The organism is Pseudomonas sp. GR 6-02, from assembly GCF_001655615.1.
Lineage (GTDB): Bacteria > Pseudomonadota > Gammaproteobacteria > Pseudomonadales > Pseudomonadaceae > Aquipseudomonas.
On record NZ_CP011567.1, the window covers coordinates 3,571,480 to 3,585,993 of the forward strand.

Annotated in this window: 14 protein-coding genes; 8 read left to right on the forward strand and 6 right to left on the reverse strand. The window is 62.3% G+C overall.

Annotated elements, in window-relative coordinates; translation table 11 throughout:
* Positions 1-4 precede the first annotated feature (4 nt).
* The 8 genes from PGR6_RS15630 (at position 5) to PGR6_RS15665 (ending at position 11,648) form a co-directional block, all read left to right on the forward strand.
* Entirely contained in the window at positions 5-949 is a 945-nt protein-coding gene (locus tag PGR6_RS15630; RefSeq protein WP_019579297.1) for a DUF58 domain-containing protein, read from the forward strand.
* Complete coding sequence (locus tag PGR6_RS15635) at positions 946-1,440, forward strand: DUF4381 domain-containing protein (RefSeq protein WP_019579298.1); 495 nt, start codon at positions 946-948, stop codon at positions 1,438-1,440. Before PGR6_RS15630 ends, PGR6_RS15635 begins: the two co-directional genes overlap by 4 nt.
* The gene (locus PGR6_RS15640; RefSeq protein WP_064618194.1) at positions 1,433-2,527 is read left to right on the forward strand and encodes a vWA domain-containing protein; all 1,095 of its coding nucleotides are present in this window, start codon (positions 1,433-1,435) and stop codon (positions 2,525-2,527) included. Before PGR6_RS15635 ends, PGR6_RS15640 begins: the two co-directional genes overlap by 8 nt.
* Entirely contained in the window at positions 2,524-4,260 is a 1,737-nt protein-coding gene (locus PGR6_RS15645; protein ID WP_064618196.1) for a vWA domain-containing protein, read from the forward strand. The genes PGR6_RS15640 and PGR6_RS15645 overlap by 4 nt, the downstream gene beginning before the upstream one ends.
* Positions 4,257-5,897 carry a BatD family protein gene (locus tag PGR6_RS15650; RefSeq protein WP_064618198.1) on the forward strand — a complete coding sequence of 547 codons (1,641 nt, stop codon included), beginning with the start codon at positions 4,257-4,259 and terminating at the stop codon, positions 5,895-5,897. The genes PGR6_RS15645 and PGR6_RS15650 overlap by 4 nt, the downstream gene beginning before the upstream one ends.
* Positions 5,898-6,172: 275 nt before the next feature.
* Complete coding sequence (locus tag PGR6_RS15655; protein WP_019650037.1) at positions 6,173-7,417, forward strand: exonuclease SbcCD subunit D C-terminal domain-containing protein; 1,245 nt, start codon at positions 6,173-6,175, stop codon at positions 7,415-7,417.
* Positions 7,414-11,055, forward strand: coding sequence for an AAA family ATPase (locus tag PGR6_RS15660; RefSeq protein ID WP_064618200.1), 3,642 nt, complete (start codon positions 7,414-7,416; stop codon positions 11,053-11,055). Before PGR6_RS15655 ends, PGR6_RS15660 begins: the two co-directional genes overlap by 4 nt.
* Positions 11,052-11,648, forward strand: coding sequence for a glutathione S-transferase (locus PGR6_RS15665; protein ID WP_064618202.1), 597 nt, complete (start codon positions 11,052-11,054; stop codon positions 11,646-11,648). Before PGR6_RS15660 ends, PGR6_RS15665 begins: the two co-directional genes overlap by 4 nt.
* Before the next feature lie 119 nt (positions 11,649-11,767).
* Here PGR6_RS15665 and PGR6_RS15670 read toward each other — a convergent pair whose 3' ends face one another.
* The 6 genes from PGR6_RS15670 to PGR6_RS15690 all read right to left on the reverse strand — a co-directional run bounded on the left by PGR6_RS15670 (position 11,768) and on the right by PGR6_RS15690 (position 14,477).
* Positions 11,768-12,025 (reverse strand): hypothetical protein, encoded by a 258-nt coding sequence (locus tag PGR6_RS15670; RefSeq protein WP_007941322.1) that lies wholly within the window; start codon positions 12,023-12,025, stop codon positions 11,768-11,770.
* Positions 12,022-12,234: a hypothetical protein gene (locus tag PGR6_RS15675; protein ID WP_018926170.1), complete on the reverse strand. Its 213-nt coding sequence runs from the start codon at positions 12,232-12,234 to the stop codon at positions 12,022-12,024. Before PGR6_RS15675 ends, PGR6_RS15670 begins: the two co-directional genes overlap by 4 nt.
* A 115-nt stretch (positions 12,235-12,349) precedes the next feature.
* Positions 12,350-12,475: a hypothetical protein gene (locus tag PGR6_RS30540; RefSeq protein ID WP_007901166.1), complete on the reverse strand. Its 126-nt coding sequence runs from the start codon at positions 12,473-12,475 to the stop codon at positions 12,350-12,352.
* 208 nt (positions 12,476-12,683) lie between these two features.
* Positions 12,684-12,863, reverse strand: coding sequence for a hypothetical protein (locus PGR6_RS15680; protein WP_018926171.1), 180 nt, complete (start codon positions 12,861-12,863; stop codon positions 12,684-12,686).
* Between the two features lie 155 nt (positions 12,864-13,018).
* Complete coding sequence (locus PGR6_RS15685) at positions 13,019-14,188, reverse strand: lactonase family protein (protein ID WP_064618204.1); 1,170 nt, start codon at positions 14,186-14,188, stop codon at positions 13,019-13,021.
* On the reverse strand, positions 14,181-14,477 hold the full coding sequence (locus PGR6_RS15690) for a DUF5629 family protein (protein WP_018926173.1): 297 nt from the start codon (positions 14,475-14,477) through the stop codon (positions 14,181-14,183). The genes PGR6_RS15685 and PGR6_RS15690 overlap by 8 nt, the downstream gene beginning before the upstream one ends.
* Positions 14,478-14,514: the final 37 nt, after the last annotated feature.

Here is a 14,514-nt window from a genome sequence, read left to right on the forward strand (position 1 = left end):
CCCGATGAACACCCTTCTGCCGCCCGAGCCGGGCATCCGCATCAGCCTCGCCGAGCTGATCGAGATGCGCCATCGTGTGCGCGAAGTGCAGCTGTTTTCCACGCCGAGCCAGCGCAGCCCGCTGATCGGCCTGCACCACTCCAAACTGCGCGGGCGCGGGGTGGACTTCGATCAGGTGCGGGTCTATCAGGCCGGCGATGATGTGCGCAGCATCGACTGGCGCGTCACCGCCCGGACCCAGGAACCGCACACCAAGCTGTTCCATGAGGAACGTGAGCGGCCGATCTTCATCATGGTCGAACAGAGCCGCCGGCTGTTTTTCGGCTCCGGGTTGATGTTCAAGTCGGTGCTGGCCGCCCAGGCCGCGAGCCTGATTGGCTGGGCCGCGCTGGGGCATAACGACCGGGTCGGCGGGCTGGTGTTCGGCGACAACGAGCATTACGAAATCAAGCCTCGACGCAGTAAGCAGAGCCTGCTGCAACTGCTCAACCGGCTGGTGCGGGTCAATCAATCGCTGCACACCGAGCGCGAACCGGACCGCGATGCCTTCGGCATTGCCCTGCGCCGCGCCCGGGAAGTGCTGCGCCCTGGCAGCCTGGTGATTGTGATCTGCGACGAACGCGCCTTGTCCGACAGTGCCGAGCAGCAACTGAGCCTGTTGTCGCGCCATTGCGACCTGTTGCTGCTGCCGGTGTCCGACCCGCTGGATCACGCCCTGCCCGCCGCCGGCCTGCTTCGTTTTGCCGAACACGGCGCGCAACTGGAACTCGACACCTTGAATTTCGACCTGCGCCAGGCCTATCGCGCCCAAGCGGAAGCACGCATCGCCCGCTGGGAGCTGCTGGCGCAGAAGCTGCGGGTGTTGCTGATGCCGTTGAGCACCCAAAGCGAAATGGTCGAGCAATTGCGTGAATACCTGAACCCACAACGTCCGGGGAAAGGTCGATGAGCAGCCTCGATCAACTGCAACCGCTGATTTCCCCGCCACCGATCGGCTTCTGGCCGCCGGCACCGGGCTGGTGGCTGCTGCTGTTGTTGCTGCCGCTGATCGGTTTCGGCGTATGGCAGTTGCGACGCTTCATTCCGGACAAGCGCCCTGTCGTGCGCGCCGAACAACCGCTGGACCCGGTGCGCCTCGCCGCCCTGGCCGAACTCGCGCTGATGCCCAAACCCTACGACGGCGCCCCGGCCGGTGCCTGGCTGCAGCAACTCAACGGTTTGCTCAAACGCCTGTGCCGCAACCATTACCCCTACAGTCAGAGCCACACCCTCAACGGCCGCCAGTGGCTGGCGTTCCTCGACAACCGCTGCCCGGCTGCTGGCCTTACACGCTGGATGGTGCTGGTGGAAGGTGCCTACAAGCCCGAGTGCAAACTCGACGACAAGGCCATCGCCGGCCTGACTCAAGCCGTCGACACCTGGATTCGCAAACATGTTTGAGTTCGCCTGGCCGTGGATTTTCGCCCTGCTGCCGCTACCGTGGCTGATGCGGGTGCTGTTGCCAGTGGCCGACAGTGGCGAACCGGCGCTCAAGGTCAGCTTCCTCAGCGACCTCGAAGGCCTCGCTCGCCGCCGCGCCCGGGCCAACCTGCCGACCTGGCGCCAGCAAGCCCCGTTCATTCTGATGTGGCTATTGCTGCTGATCGCCGCGGCGCGCCCGCAATGGCTCGGCGAACCGCTACCGATTGCCGCCAGTGGCCGCGATTTGCTGGTGGCGGTGGACGTCTCCGGCTCAATGGACTTCCCCGACATGCAGTGGCAGGACGAAGACGTCAGCCGACTGTCACTGGTGCAGCATTTGCTCGGTGATTTTCTCGAAAGTCGCGATGGCGACCGGGTCGGGTTGATCCTGTTCGGCAGCCAGGCCTATCTGCAAGCGCCGCTGACCTTCGACCGCCATACCGTGCGTGTCTGGCTCGACGAAGCGCGAATCGGTATTGCCGGCAAGAACACCGCCATCGGCGACGCCATCGGCCTGGCCCTCAAACGCCTGCGCCAACGCCCGGCACAAAGCCGCGTGCTGATTCTGGTCACCGACGGTGCCAACAATGGCGGCGAAATCGATCCGCTGACCGCCGCACGCCTGGCGGCGAATGAAGGCGTAAAAATCTACCCGATCGGCATTGGCGCCGACCCGGAACAAAGCGGCACCCTGGGCTTCCTGGGCATCAACCCGAGCCTGGACCTCGACGAGCCGGCCTTGAAAGCCATTGCCCAAGCCACCGGAGGCCAGTATTTCCGCGCCCGCGACGGCCAGGAATTGCAGGCGATCAAGACCACCCTCGACAAACTGGAACCGGTAGCCCAGCAACCTACGCAGGCCCGTCCGGCCCAGGCGTTGTATCACTGGCCTCTGGCGATGGCGCTGCTGTTGAGCATGCTGCTGGTGATCCGTGAGCGCTGGCCGGATAACCCGTTGCAACGTCTATTCACCAAGAAGCTGTTTACCAAAGAGCGGTTTCTGCATACGCAACTGCCCGACTGGCGTCAGCGCCTCAAACGCCTGCGTCTGCGGAGGCGCCGATGATCGCTCTCTGGCCGTACTGGTTCCGCCCTTGGTGGCTGCTATTGCTGCCGTTGCTGGGCTGGTTGCTCTGGCAACTCTGGCACCGGCAGAAGCGCGCGGGTCGCTGGCAAATGATTCTGCCACCGGCCTTCCATGCCGCGTTGCTCAGTGGTGGCAGCGGTCGCGAGAGCAAACTGCCGTGGGTCGCCCTGGGCCTGGCCTGGGTGCTGACCGTGCTGGCCCTGCTGGGGCCGAGCTGGCAACGCGTTGAGCAAACCGGCCAGAAACCCGCTGACCCGCTGGTGGTGCTGCTTGAGTTGACCCCGGAAATGCTTGCCGCAGACGTTGCGCCAAACCGGCTGGAACAGGCCCGGCGCAAACTGCTGGATCTGCTGCAAAACCGCAGCGACGCGCAGACCGCCATCGTCGTCTACGCCGGCAGCGCCCATACGCTGGTGCCACTGTCGGATGACCTGTCGACCAGCCGCAATCTTTTGGATGCGCTCAAGCCGTCGCTGATGCCCCAGGCCGGTCATCGCGCCGATCTGGCGGTGGCCAAGGCCCTGACGCTGCTGGATCAGGGAGCCCTTGGCCAGGGGCGGATCCTGCTGATCGGTTCGTCGCTGACGGAACACGAACGCCAAGGGATTCGTCAGGCGCTGGACGCCAAGTCCACACAATTTCTGATGCTCGGCATCGGTACCGCCGAAGGTGCGCCGGTCGCGCAGGACGACGGCAGTTTCCTCAAGGACGATCAGGGCGCGATTCTGGTGCCGCATCTGGACGGCCCCAGCCTGAAAGCCTTTGCCAATGGCCTGGGTGGAGGTTACGCCCAGGCACGCCTGGACGATGCCGACCTGCGCGACCTCGGCCTGCTCGACGGCCCACGGGACCTGCGCAACGACGGCCAGACGTTGCGCCTCGACACCTGGGCCGATCAAGGCTACTGGCTGCTGCTGCCATTGTTGTTGCTGGCCGCCTGTGCCGGGCGTCGCGGCTGGCTGTTCTGCTTGCCGCTGCTGTTCCTGCTGCCGCAACCGAGTTATGCCTTCGATTTCGAAGACTTGTGGCTGCGGCCCGATCAGCAGGGTTTGCACTTGCTCAAACAAAAGCGCCCTGCCGAAGCCGCGCAGCATTTCGAAGACCCGCAATGGCAAGGTGTGGCGCTCTATGAAGCTGGCGACTACAGTGGCGCCGCCCAGCGGTTTGCCCAAGGCAACGACGCCCACGCCCACTACAATCGGGGTAACGCGCTGGCCAAAAGCGGCGAACTGGAAGCGGCGCTGGATGCTTATGAGCAAGCGCTGGAGCTTCAGCCAGACCTGCGCCCGGCGCTGACCAACAAGGCACTGGTGGAAACGCTGCTCAAGCAGAAAACCGCTACACCGCCCGTCGAGCCGGACAAAACCGCCGAGGGCGAAACCGAAACCATGCCTCAGGAACCGCCACCGGGCAGCGCCACCCAGCCGAGCGATGGCGAGCCGAAAACCGATGCCCAGCAGGCCACGCCGGACGCCGAGCAGCCGCCCACGGCACCACCGCAATCGGGCGCCAATGAAGTTCCGGGCAGCGAATTGGGGGATGAACAAAGCACCACGCCACCACGGCGCCCCGCCAGCGACATGCTCGAAGGCGAACAGCAACAGGCGCTGGAGCAATGGTTGCGCAAGATCCCGGATGACCCCGGCGAACTGCTCCGGCGCAAATTCTGGTACGAACAGCAACAACATCAGGATCAGGGAAAAACTCGATGACCCGCTTCACCGCCTTCTTGCTTGCACTGCTTCTCTGGACCGCTCAGGCCCAGGCCGCGGAGCTGGTCGCCAGTGTCGATCGCAGTCGCCTGAATTCCGGGGAGACGGTCGAACTGACTCTGGAATCCAGCGACGTGACTCAGTTCGGCAAACCCGACCTGACTCCGCTGGAGCCGCAGTTCGAGGTGCGCGGTACCCGTCAGGTCAACCAACCGAACACCCTCAACGGCAACACTCAAGCGACCACCCGCTGGATCATCACCCTGCTGCCCCGGCAGAACGGCAGTGTGGTAATTCCGTCACTGCAACTGGGCGAGGCGCAGAGCCAACCGATTACCGTGCAGGTGATCGAAAGCGAAACCCAGGACAGCAGCAACACGCTAGCGCCGGTGTTCATCGAAGCCAGCCTCGACCAGAACAGCGTCTATGTGCAGGCTCAGGCGATCCTGACCTTGCGCATTTATCATTCGGTGTCGCTGTACGACGACAGCAGCCTGACCCCGTTGCAGATTCCCGATGCGCGCATCGAACAACTGGGCGAGTCGCGCACCTACGAGAAAGCCATCAACGGTTTGCGCCACGGCGTGATCGAAATGCGCTACGCGATCTACCCACAGCACAGCGGTGTATTGACCATTCCGGCGCAAGTGTTCAGTGCCACACTGGTCGATGCCCAACCGTCCCAGGACGGATCGCCCCAGGGGCCAAAACCGGGCAAATTGATGCGCGTCAGTTCCACCGAGATTCCGCTGACGGTCAAGGCCAAGCCCGGCAGTTATCCAGCCGATGTTCCCTGGCTACCGGCCCGCAGCCTGAGCCTGAGTGAAAGCTGGAGCCCGGAACCGGATCATGCGCAGGTCGGCGACTCGCTGACCCGCAGCCTGACCTTGAGCGCCGAAGGCCTCGCCAGCTCTCAACTGCCACCGTTGCCCGCCACCGAGATCAACGGCCTGCGGCGCTACCCGGATCAACCGGTGCTGAGCAACCAGAGCGGAGAGCGTGGCTTGGTCGGCAGTCGCGAGGACCGTGAAGCCCTGGTGCCGACCCGCACCGGCGACATCGACTTGCCGAGCGTTGAAGTGATCTGGTGGAACACCTTCGAGGATCATCTGGAACACACCAGCCTGCCGGCCCGCACGCTGCAAGTGGCGAGCAATCCGAGCCTGATCGTCGACACCCCGGCGAGCAGCCCGCTGGTGATGTCCGGCGCCAGCAACGAAGCCCTTTGGTGGTGGAAACTCAGCACGGCAATTCTGGCCTGCACCACCCTGCTAGGCTTCGGCCTCTGGTGGCGCGCCCGCTCGCAACCGGCAGTCCTGCGGGCAGCGCAGACCGGCCCGAGCCCACGCACGCTGCTCGACGACCTCAAACGCGCCTGCCAGGCCAACGACACCCACGCCACCCGCCAGGCCCTCGACGCCTGGGCCCGGCAACAACCGGAAACCCTGGCCGACATGGCCGCCCGCTTCGTGCCGCTGTCCGATGCCCTCGACGGCCTGAACGGCGCGCTCTACAGCGAAACCGGCCAGTACTGGCAAGGCGAAGAACTCTGGCGCGCCATCCGGGCGATCCCGACGGCCGAAGGGTTTCAAGGCGTGGTCGGCGACAGCGGGTTGCCGCCGCTTTATCCCAAATAATCACTGGACCTTGTGGCGAGGGAGCTTGTCGGATCGCCGCACCGTCCCGTTCGGCTGCGCAGCAGTCGCAAATGGCTGATGCGTCATACCGGAAGAAATGAGGGGTGTGGTTTTGGGGCTGCTTCGCAGCCCAGCGGGAGCAAGCTCCCTCGCCACAGGCCTTCGGCTCGATCAGATCCGTCGCGCCATCCCAAGTATTTGCCAGTAAACTCTCCCCTCTTTAGCCGCCATCATTTCCCCCGCGGCCATCACCTTATTTTGTTGCGGAGTACGCCTTGCGTCTGTTCCACACCTCCGACTGGCACCTTGGGCAGAACCTGCACGGCCAGGAACGCGATTTCGAGCACGCCTGTTTTCTCGACTGGCTGCTGCGTCAGCTGAAGCTGGACCAGCCTGATGTGCTGCTGATTGCCGGCGATATCTTCGACACGGTCAACCCGCCGGTCAAAGCCCAGGAACGCCTCTACGATTTCATCGTCAGCGCCCACGAGCAGCAGCCCTTGCTGACCATCGTGATGATCGCCGGCAACCACGACTCCGGCTCGCGCATCGAACTGCCCGCGCCGTTGATGCGCCGCTTGCGCACTCACGCCCTGGGGCGCGTGCTGTGGCTGGATGACGGCCAACTGGATGCCGAACGCCTGTTGCTGCCGTTGCCGGATGCCAGCGGCGCAATCGCTGCCTGGTGCCTGGCGCTTCCGTTCCTGCGCCCCGCCGAAGTGACCGGCGCGCAGCTGGGTGACAACTATTTGCGCGGCATCGGCCAGGTTCACGAATGGCTGATTGAAGCGGCGAACGCCAAGCGCAAGCCGGGTCAGGCGCTGATCGCTATCAGCCATGCGCACATGGCCGGCGGTTCGGTGTCCGAGGACTCCGAGCGCAGCCTGATCATCGGCAACGCCGAAGCCCTGCCCGCCAGCCTGTTCGGACCGAGCATCAGCTATGTCGCCCTCGGGCATTTGCACAAGCCGCAGAAGGTCAACGGCGAAGAACGCATCCGCTACAGCGGCTCGCCGATTCCGTTGTCATTCTCCGAGATCGGTTATCAGCATCAGATTCTCGACATCAAACTGGATGGCGAAACCCTGCTCAGCGTCGAACCGAAGCTCATTCCCCGACCAGTGAACCTGCAACGCCTCGGCCCCGCGCCGCTGGCGGAGATCCTGCTGCAACTGGCCGACCTGCCCAACATTGACCTGCTCGCCGACATCCAGCGCCAGCCGTGGCTGGAAGTGCGGGTGCGCCTCGATGAACCGCAACCGGACCTGCGCCATCAAGTGGAAACAGCCCTGCAAGGCAAAGCGGTACGGCTGGTGCGGATTGCCGCCGAATACGCCGGCAACGGCAGCCGCGACGGCGTCGAGGACGGCGCCACCTTGATCGAACTGGACCAACTGACGCCGCAGGAACTGTTCAGCCGCGCCTGGCAGGACAACTATGGCAGCGAGGTCGATGAGCAAACGCTCAGGGACTTCGCCGAGCTGCTGCAAGACGTGCAGATGGAGAGCGAACAGCCATGAAAATCCTCGCGATCCGCTTGAAAAACCTCGCCTCCCTGGCCGGGCCATTTGAAATCGACTTCACCGCCGAACCCTTGGCCAGTGCCGGTCTGTTTGCGATTACCGGGCCGACCGGCGCCGGCAAAAGCACCCTGCTCGATGCGCTGTGCCTGGCGCTGTTTGGCGCCGTGCCGCGGCTGAACAATACCGGCCGCGATGCCAAGGTTCCGGACGCCGATGGCGAAATCGGCACCGGCGACCCGCGGACCCTGCTGCGTCGTGGCACCGGAGAAGGTTATGCCGAAGTGGATTTCGTCGGCATCGACGGTCGTCGCTATCGCGCGCGCTGGGAGGCCAATCGCGCTCGGGAGAAGGCCGGCGGCAAGCTGCAAGCCAGTCGCCAGAGCCTGCGCGACATCGATCAGGATCAACTGCTGGCCAGCCAGAAAGGCGAATACAAGACCCAGCTCGAAACGGCGCTGGGCCTGAACTTCGAACAATTCACCCGCGCCGTGTTGTTGGCCCAGAGCGAGTTCAGTGCGTTCCTCAAGGCGGACGACAACGACCGTAGCGAACTGCTGGAAAAGCTCACCGACACCGCGCTCTACACCCGCCTCGGTCGCCGCGCCTTCGACAAGACCAAAGAAGCACGCGAAGCCCACAAGCTGTTGCAGGACCAGGCCACCGGGGTCACGCCACTGTCGCCTGAAGCCCGGGCCGAGCTCGATGAGCGCTTCAATGACGCGCAGCAGCAACTCAAGACCCAGCAGGCGCAGCTCAAGCAATTGGAGCTGCAACACACCTGGCTCAAGGACCTGCGCCAGTTGCAGGACGCGCAACAGAGCGCCACCGAGCAACTGCAATCCGCCCAACAACACTGGGACAGCCTGGCCAGCGAGCGCTTGAAGCTGACCCGTCTGGAGCAACTGGCCCCGCAACGGCACCAATTCGCGCGAAAGACCGAATTGACCACCCAGCTCACACCGCTGGCGGCACAGATTCAGCAGCATACCCAACAGCAAACCGAACTGAACGCGCGTCAGGCTCAGCTCGAACACAGCCTGAGCGCGGCGCAAACGGCACTGGCCGCCGCACAAAGCCAACACAGCAACAGCGCGCCACTGCTGCGTCAGGCCTTCGAAGAGCAAAGCACCCTCGCCCGCCTGGTCAAGGACGCCAGTCTCAGCACCGACCTCAAGCAGCAGGCGGAACTGGCCTGCACGCAGGGCCAAAGCACGATTCAGGGCTTGCTTGACCAGCAGAAACAGGTCGCAGAACGGTTGCAGCGTATCGCCGGTGAGCTTGAGCAGAGCACTCATCTGGCGCCACTGAGCGACGCCTGGAACGCCTACCGCGATCGTCTGCAACAACTGATGCTGATCGGCAATCGCCTGAACAAGGGCCAGTCCGAACTGGCCGGCCTGGAGCAAAACGCCACCCGCGCCGCCGAGGATCTGGCCACCCAGCGCCAGAGCCTTGAGCTGCTGTACAAAGAGGCCGGCGCCGAACCTGAAGCGGTGGCCGAGCAGATTCAGATCCTCGGCAGCCTGCTACAGGACAACCGCAAGCAACTGCGGGCCATTGAAGAGCTGACGCGGCTGTGGGCCAGCCAGCAGGAACTGGACAAACGCGGCGCCGAGTTGCAGCAGCGCCAACTCGCCGCTCAGCAAGAGCGTGATCGTCTGACCCAGGACGGCGTGAAAACCAAAGCCGAATTGACCGTTGCCGAACAGACCCTGACCGTCACCCGCGAACTGCTGGAACGTCAGCGCCTGGCACGCAGTGCCAGCGTCGAAGAGCTGCGTGCAGAACTGCTGGACGATCAGCCGTGCCCGGTTTGTGGCAGCCCGGACCATCCTTATCATCAGCCCGAAGCCTTGCTGCAAAGCCTCGGTCGGCACGATGAAAACGAACAGGCCAACGCCCAGAAAGCCGTTGACCTGCTCAAGGAAAAACTCACCGATCTGCGCGCCGAAGTCGGTGGCCTGATTGCTCAGCAAAAGGAATTGCTGCAACAGCAAGAACAACTCGCCACTCAGCAACAGAGCCTGGCACCGAGCCTGGAAGCGCACCCTCTGTCTGCTCAACTGTTGGCCCAGGACGCAGACAAACGCGATGCCTGGCTGACCCAACAAAGCAGCCAGTTGAACCAGAGCATCACCCAGGACGAACAGCGGCAAACCGCCCTGCTCACCCTGCAACAAGATGCCGCGCGACTGGCGCAACAACTGCGCAGCGCCGAAGCGGCGAACCAACAGGCGACACAACACCTGCTCAACCAGCAACGGGAGTTGAGCAGCGATCGCCAACGCCTGGACGAAGAACTGAGCGCGTTCAGCAGCCTGCTGCCAGCCCAGACGCTGGAAGCGCTGCGCAACGAACCCGCCGCGACTTTCATGCAGCTCGACCAGCAGATCGCCCAGCGCCTGCAACAACTCGAACAGCAGCGCGATGAACTCGCTGAACAGCAACAACGCCAGCAGACGCTGGACAAAGAACAAGACCGCCAGCAGACCCGCACCCAGCAACTAGACGCCGCGCAGCAGCAGTTCAGCGCGTTGGCCGGGCAACAACAGGCTTGCCAGGTAAAACTGACGCAACTGCTGGGCGAACACGCCAGCGCCGAACAATGGCAGCAGCAACTGGATCAGGCCGTCGAACAGGCGCGCAATGCCGAAGCGACGGCCAATCAGGAACTGCAAAGCGTGCGCACGGGGCTGGTGCAACTGGCCGCCGAACTCAAGGCGCAACAGGAACGTGCACAAGCCCTGGAAAGCGAAGACCGCGAGCTCAGCAGCAAGATCGCCGACTGGCGCGCGCAGCATCCGGAGCTGGACGACGGTGGGCTGGAAGCGCTGCTCGGTGTCAACGACCAACAGCTCAGCGAGCTGCGTCAACGATTGCAGCAAAGCGAACAAGACATCGCGCAAGCCAAGGTGCTGTTGCAGGAGCGGGATCAGCGCTTGCGCGATCATCAGGCGCAGCACAACGGCAACCTGGACGCCGGACAACTGGCCACGGCACTGGCCGAGCTGCAAAACCTGTTCGCCGCCAGCGAGCATCGCTGCGCCGAATTGCGTGCTGAACAAACTGAAGATCAGCGTCGACAAAACGCCAATCAGGCGCTGACGCAGCAGATCGCCGACGCCTACGCCGAGTACCAGCGCTGGGCGCGCTTGAGTGCGCTGATCGGTTCGGCCACCGGCGACACCTTCCGCAAAATCGCCCAGGCCTACAACCTCGACCTGCTGGTGCATCACGCCAACGTCCAGTTACGGCAACTGGTGCGGCGCTATCGCCTGAAACGGGGCGGCAGCATGCTCGGGTTATTGGTGATGGACACCGAGATGGGCGATGAACTGCGCTCGGTGCATTCGCTGTCCGGCGGCGAGACGTTCCTGGTGTCGCTGGCGCTGGCGCTCGGTTTGGCATCGATGGCATCGAGCACGCTGAAAATCGAATCGCTGTTCATCGACGAAGGCTTCGGCAGCCTCGACCCCGAATCCCTGCAACTGGCCATGGACGCCCTCGACGGCCTGCAGGCGCAAGGACGCAAGGTCGCGGTGATTTCCCACGTACAGGAAATGCATGAACGGATTCCGGTGCAGATCCAGGTCCACCGTCAGGGCAACGGCCTGAGTACCCTGGAGGTGAAATGATCACGCTGTATTCGTTCCGCCGCTGCCCCTACGCCATGCGCGCTCGCATGGCCCTGCGTTATTCGGGGGTTGCGGTGAATATCGTCGAGGTCAGCCTCAAGGCCAAACCGGCCGAAATGCTCGCGCTGTCGAGCAAAGGCACGGTACCGGTGCTTAGCGTGGACGGCCGGGTGATCGATGAAAGCCTGGAAATCATGCGCTGGGCGCTGGCGCAGAACGATCCGCAGGACTGGCTTCTCAACGATGACCCTGTCGGGCAGCAATACATCGCCGGGCTGATCGAAGAAAACGATCAGGTGTTCAAGGTGCACCTCAATCGCTACAAATACGCCGAGCGTTATCCCGAGCAACCAATGACGTTTTATCGCGCCGAGGGCAAGGTGTTCTTGCGCAAGCTGGATCAATTGCTGGAGGGGCGCGCCTACTTGCTGGGCGAGCACCCGAGCCTGGCCGATGTCGCCTTGATGCCGTTCGTGCGGCAATTCGCCCATGTGGATCGCGAGTGGTTCGGGCAGGCACCTTATGTGCGATTGCAGGGCTGGTTGCAGCGCTTTCTGGAATCAGAGTTGTTCACATCAATAATGAAAAAATAGCGACCTCGTAGGAGCGAGGCTTGCCCGCGAAAGGGCCATAACATTCAACATTGATGTCGACTGACACACCGCTTTCGCGGGCAAGCCTCGCTCCTACAGGGAGATGGCGTTTCGGGGAATCAGGCCAACACCGAGCACATCCCCAGCGCCGAGCAATCCACCTGGAATGGCCCGAAAAATTCGCCATTGGATTTGCTCGGCGGATTACCCACCAGCAACTCCAGCGCCTTGGCGGTCTGGATGTTGTGGGCGATGTTGTGGTTGCATTCGATGGCCCGTGCCACCGAGCCCGCCGAGCCCTGCCCGATCCCCAACAACGAAGCGCCATTGGTCATGAACGCCAGAAAGGCGATGACCCAGAGTCTGCGTCCTTTCATGCCCCTGCCACCCCCGCCAAGTCGACGTCATCAACCACCGCGTGTTGAGCGCGGTGTTCGAACTGGATACCGGGATAAGCGACCTGAATCGGTGCTTGAAGGCTGTGTTGCGATTGAGCCGAAAGGCTGACGACCAACACCATGGCCACGTAAAGACCAATGGCCAGGTAGGCGCCGTGTTTGGCAGAAGTGAGGATGGTGCTGGCCATGGTGATCTCCGTGGGCATGTTTCAGTGCCCACAGAATCGATCAAAAAACAGAAGATAACTAGCGACCTTTATGCATAGTAGCTATCAGTTTTATTGATCTTTAACCCAGCGTGTTTCAGTCCTCGATAAAACTCATCAAGCGCTCACGGGCCGCGTCCGGCTCGTTGGGAACGGGCTGGGCAGCCGACAGAATCGGGGTGGAATAGAGAAACAGGAGAACCACTGCCAGACGCATTGCCATGCTGTCGATCCTTATTAGAGAAGGAGTCAAAAAATCAGCGCCAAATTTAAACGCATGGCTATGTGATATCAAGCAATACATTGATGGCAATATGATGCTGTCGTAAATGCGTTATGCAGGAGCGACATCACTTCGAGGCTTTTCGACGCCTGTTTGGGCCGATCGGCAAGTGACTTCGCTCCTGCATAAAGGGTGCAGGGCTGACATTTCAGTGTTGGTTTTTGTGATCCAGTGCGGCGTAGAAGTTGGCGCTCTGTTGCAGGTATTTCTGGGTGTAGCTTTGGGTGTGGGATTTTTTGTCGCTGATTTCAACGTTGGCGCTGGCAGGCAGAGCAACAGTGGCGGAAATAGCGGAAGCGGCGATAACAGAGAAGAGATTGAAGTTCATGGCGGTATTCCTCGATTCAGTTGGCTTGCTTGCCCGGTTGGGCCGTGAAGCAAACTTAACTCCCGAGGGTCGGCGCCTTGAAATGCTTTGTAGCATTAGCCGATATCAGTCTCATTAATAGAAGGTTGCAGGCCCCATCAACCGGGGCCTGCGGCCTATTGACGCAGCAGGAACTTGAGATCGCTCGGGGCATCCATCGGCAGTTTTTGCACGGTTTTGCCCAACAGACCGGTCTTGGCGTCACGCTCGATGACGACAATCTGGTTGCTCTTCTGGTTGGCAATCAGCACGAATTTGCCGCTCGGGTCGAGACTGAACTCGCGCGGGTGATCGCCGTCCACCGAGCGGCTCTGAAGCTCCTTGAGGTGGCCGGTTGCCGGGTCGATGGCGAACACCAGCAACTGATTGGCGGTGCCACGGTTACTGACGTAAAGGAACTTGCCATCGACCGAGGCGTGAAGCGCAGCCGCGGCCTTGCCCGATGTGGGCAGCCCCGCCGCCAGATCGACCAACTGCGTTTGTTCGAGTTGGCCGTCCTTGTAATCGAACACCGCCACCTGCGCGCTCATTTCCATGGTCAGCCAGGCGTGCTTGCCATCGGCGCTGAACAGTAAATGTCGCGGCCCGCTGCCGGGGGGCAACGGGACGGACGCGGGTTTGGCGGCAGTCAACGGCAGTTCCGGATTGGCCTTGGGGTCGAAGCGATAGATAAAGATCTTGTCCGCGCCCAGGTCATTGGAAAACACGTATTGACCATCCGGCGAAGAGATCGCCGAATGCACGTGCGCCGACATCTGCCGCTCGGGGTCGATCCGGCTGGACGGATGACCGCTCATCTGCACGACGGGTCTCAGCTTGCCATCGGGGCTCACCGGTAACACTGCCAGGGTGCCGCCCGGGTCCTCGGCCACCGAGTAGTTGCTGACAAACAGATGGCTGGCATCACCGCTGATGCTCGAATGGGTCGGCTCGTTGCCCAGGGTTTGCATCTGGTTGATCAGGCTCAGCTCATGGGTTTTCGGATCGATTGCGTAACTGCTGACGCGCCCTACCGGATCGGCCTGCCCCGGGCCGTTTTCGTTGACCGCGAACAAGCGACGTTGATCCTTGGACACGGTCAGCCAGGACGGGTTGGCGCTCTTCACCACTTGCAGCGGCTTGGCATCGATCTGCCCGGTGCGGCTGTCGAAGTTAAGGCGATAAATCCCCTGGCTCTGGCCGGCGGTGTACGACCCCACCAGCAATTCGTAGTTGTCGACCGGCGCCGCCTGCACGCCCATAGCACCGACGCTGCCGGCGATCAACAGTGGCCAGAAGTTACGCATCCTCATTCGTTTCGTCCTCGTCATCCTGACCACCAAACGCTTCCATAGGCACCAGACGGTGTTCACCGGAATCACCGGTGATGATCCAGCTCTTCAAATCGGGATCGAAAGTCGCCGCCTTGATCTGCGCCATGCTGAACTCCCAGCGCTTGAGCGCCCGACCGTCCATGCATTCGATGTGCAGGTTATCGTCTTCATCGAGAGAGAAGTCGAAAGCGTGCAGCCCGTCGATCTCCAGCATGTCGCAATGTTCGAGGGCGTTGAGCAAGGTGTCGTTTACGGCAGTCATGGCAGTCAATCTTTGAATGGGAAAGGGCAATGATAGC

Bases quoted from the DNA above. Each gene is read 5' to 3' on its own strand.
- PGR6_RS15650 (WP_064618198.1), top strand. From the start codon at position 4,257: ATGACCCGCTTCACCGCCTTCTTGCTTGCACTGCTTCTCTGGACCGCT.
- PGR6_RS15665 (WP_064618202.1), top strand. From the start codon at position 11,052: ATGATCACGCTGTATTCGTTCCGCCGCTGCCCCTACGCCATGCGCGCT.
- PGR6_RS15690 (WP_018926173.1), bottom strand. From the start codon at position 14,477: ATGACTGCCGTAAACGACACCTTGCTCAACGCCCTCGAACATTGCGAC.
- PGR6_RS15685 (WP_064618204.1), bottom strand. From the start codon at position 14,188: ATGCGTAACTTCTGGCCACTGTTGATCGCCGGCAGCGTCGGTGCTATG.
- PGR6_RS15670 (WP_007941322.1), bottom strand. From the start codon at position 12,025: ATGAAAGGACGCAGACTCTGGGTCATCGCCTTTCTGGCGTTCATGACC.
- PGR6_RS15635 (WP_019579298.1), top strand. From the start codon at position 946: ATGAGCAGCCTCGATCAACTGCAACCGCTGATTTCCCCGCCACCGATC.
- PGR6_RS15630 (WP_019579297.1), top strand. From the start codon at position 5: ATGAACACCCTTCTGCCGCCCGAGCCGGGCATCCGCATCAGCCTCGCC.
- PGR6_RS15675 (WP_018926170.1), bottom strand. From the start codon at position 12,234: ATGGCCAGCACCATCCTCACTTCTGCCAAACACGGCGCCTACCTGGCC.
- PGR6_RS15660 (WP_064618200.1), top strand. From the start codon at position 7,414: ATGAAAATCCTCGCGATCCGCTTGAAAAACCTCGCCTCCCTGGCCGGG.
- PGR6_RS15645 (WP_064618196.1), top strand. From the start codon at position 2,524: ATGATCGCTCTCTGGCCGTACTGGTTCCGCCCTTGGTGGCTGCTATTG.
- PGR6_RS30540 (WP_007901166.1), bottom strand. From the start codon at position 12,475: ATGGCAATGCGTCTGGCAGTGGTTCTCCTGTTTCTCTATTCCACCCCG.
- PGR6_RS15640 (WP_064618194.1), top strand. From the start codon at position 1,433: ATGTTTGAGTTCGCCTGGCCGTGGATTTTCGCCCTGCTGCCGCTACCG.
- PGR6_RS15680 (WP_018926171.1), bottom strand. From the start codon at position 12,863: ATGAACTTCAATCTCTTCTCTGTTATCGCCGCTTCCGCTATTTCCGCC.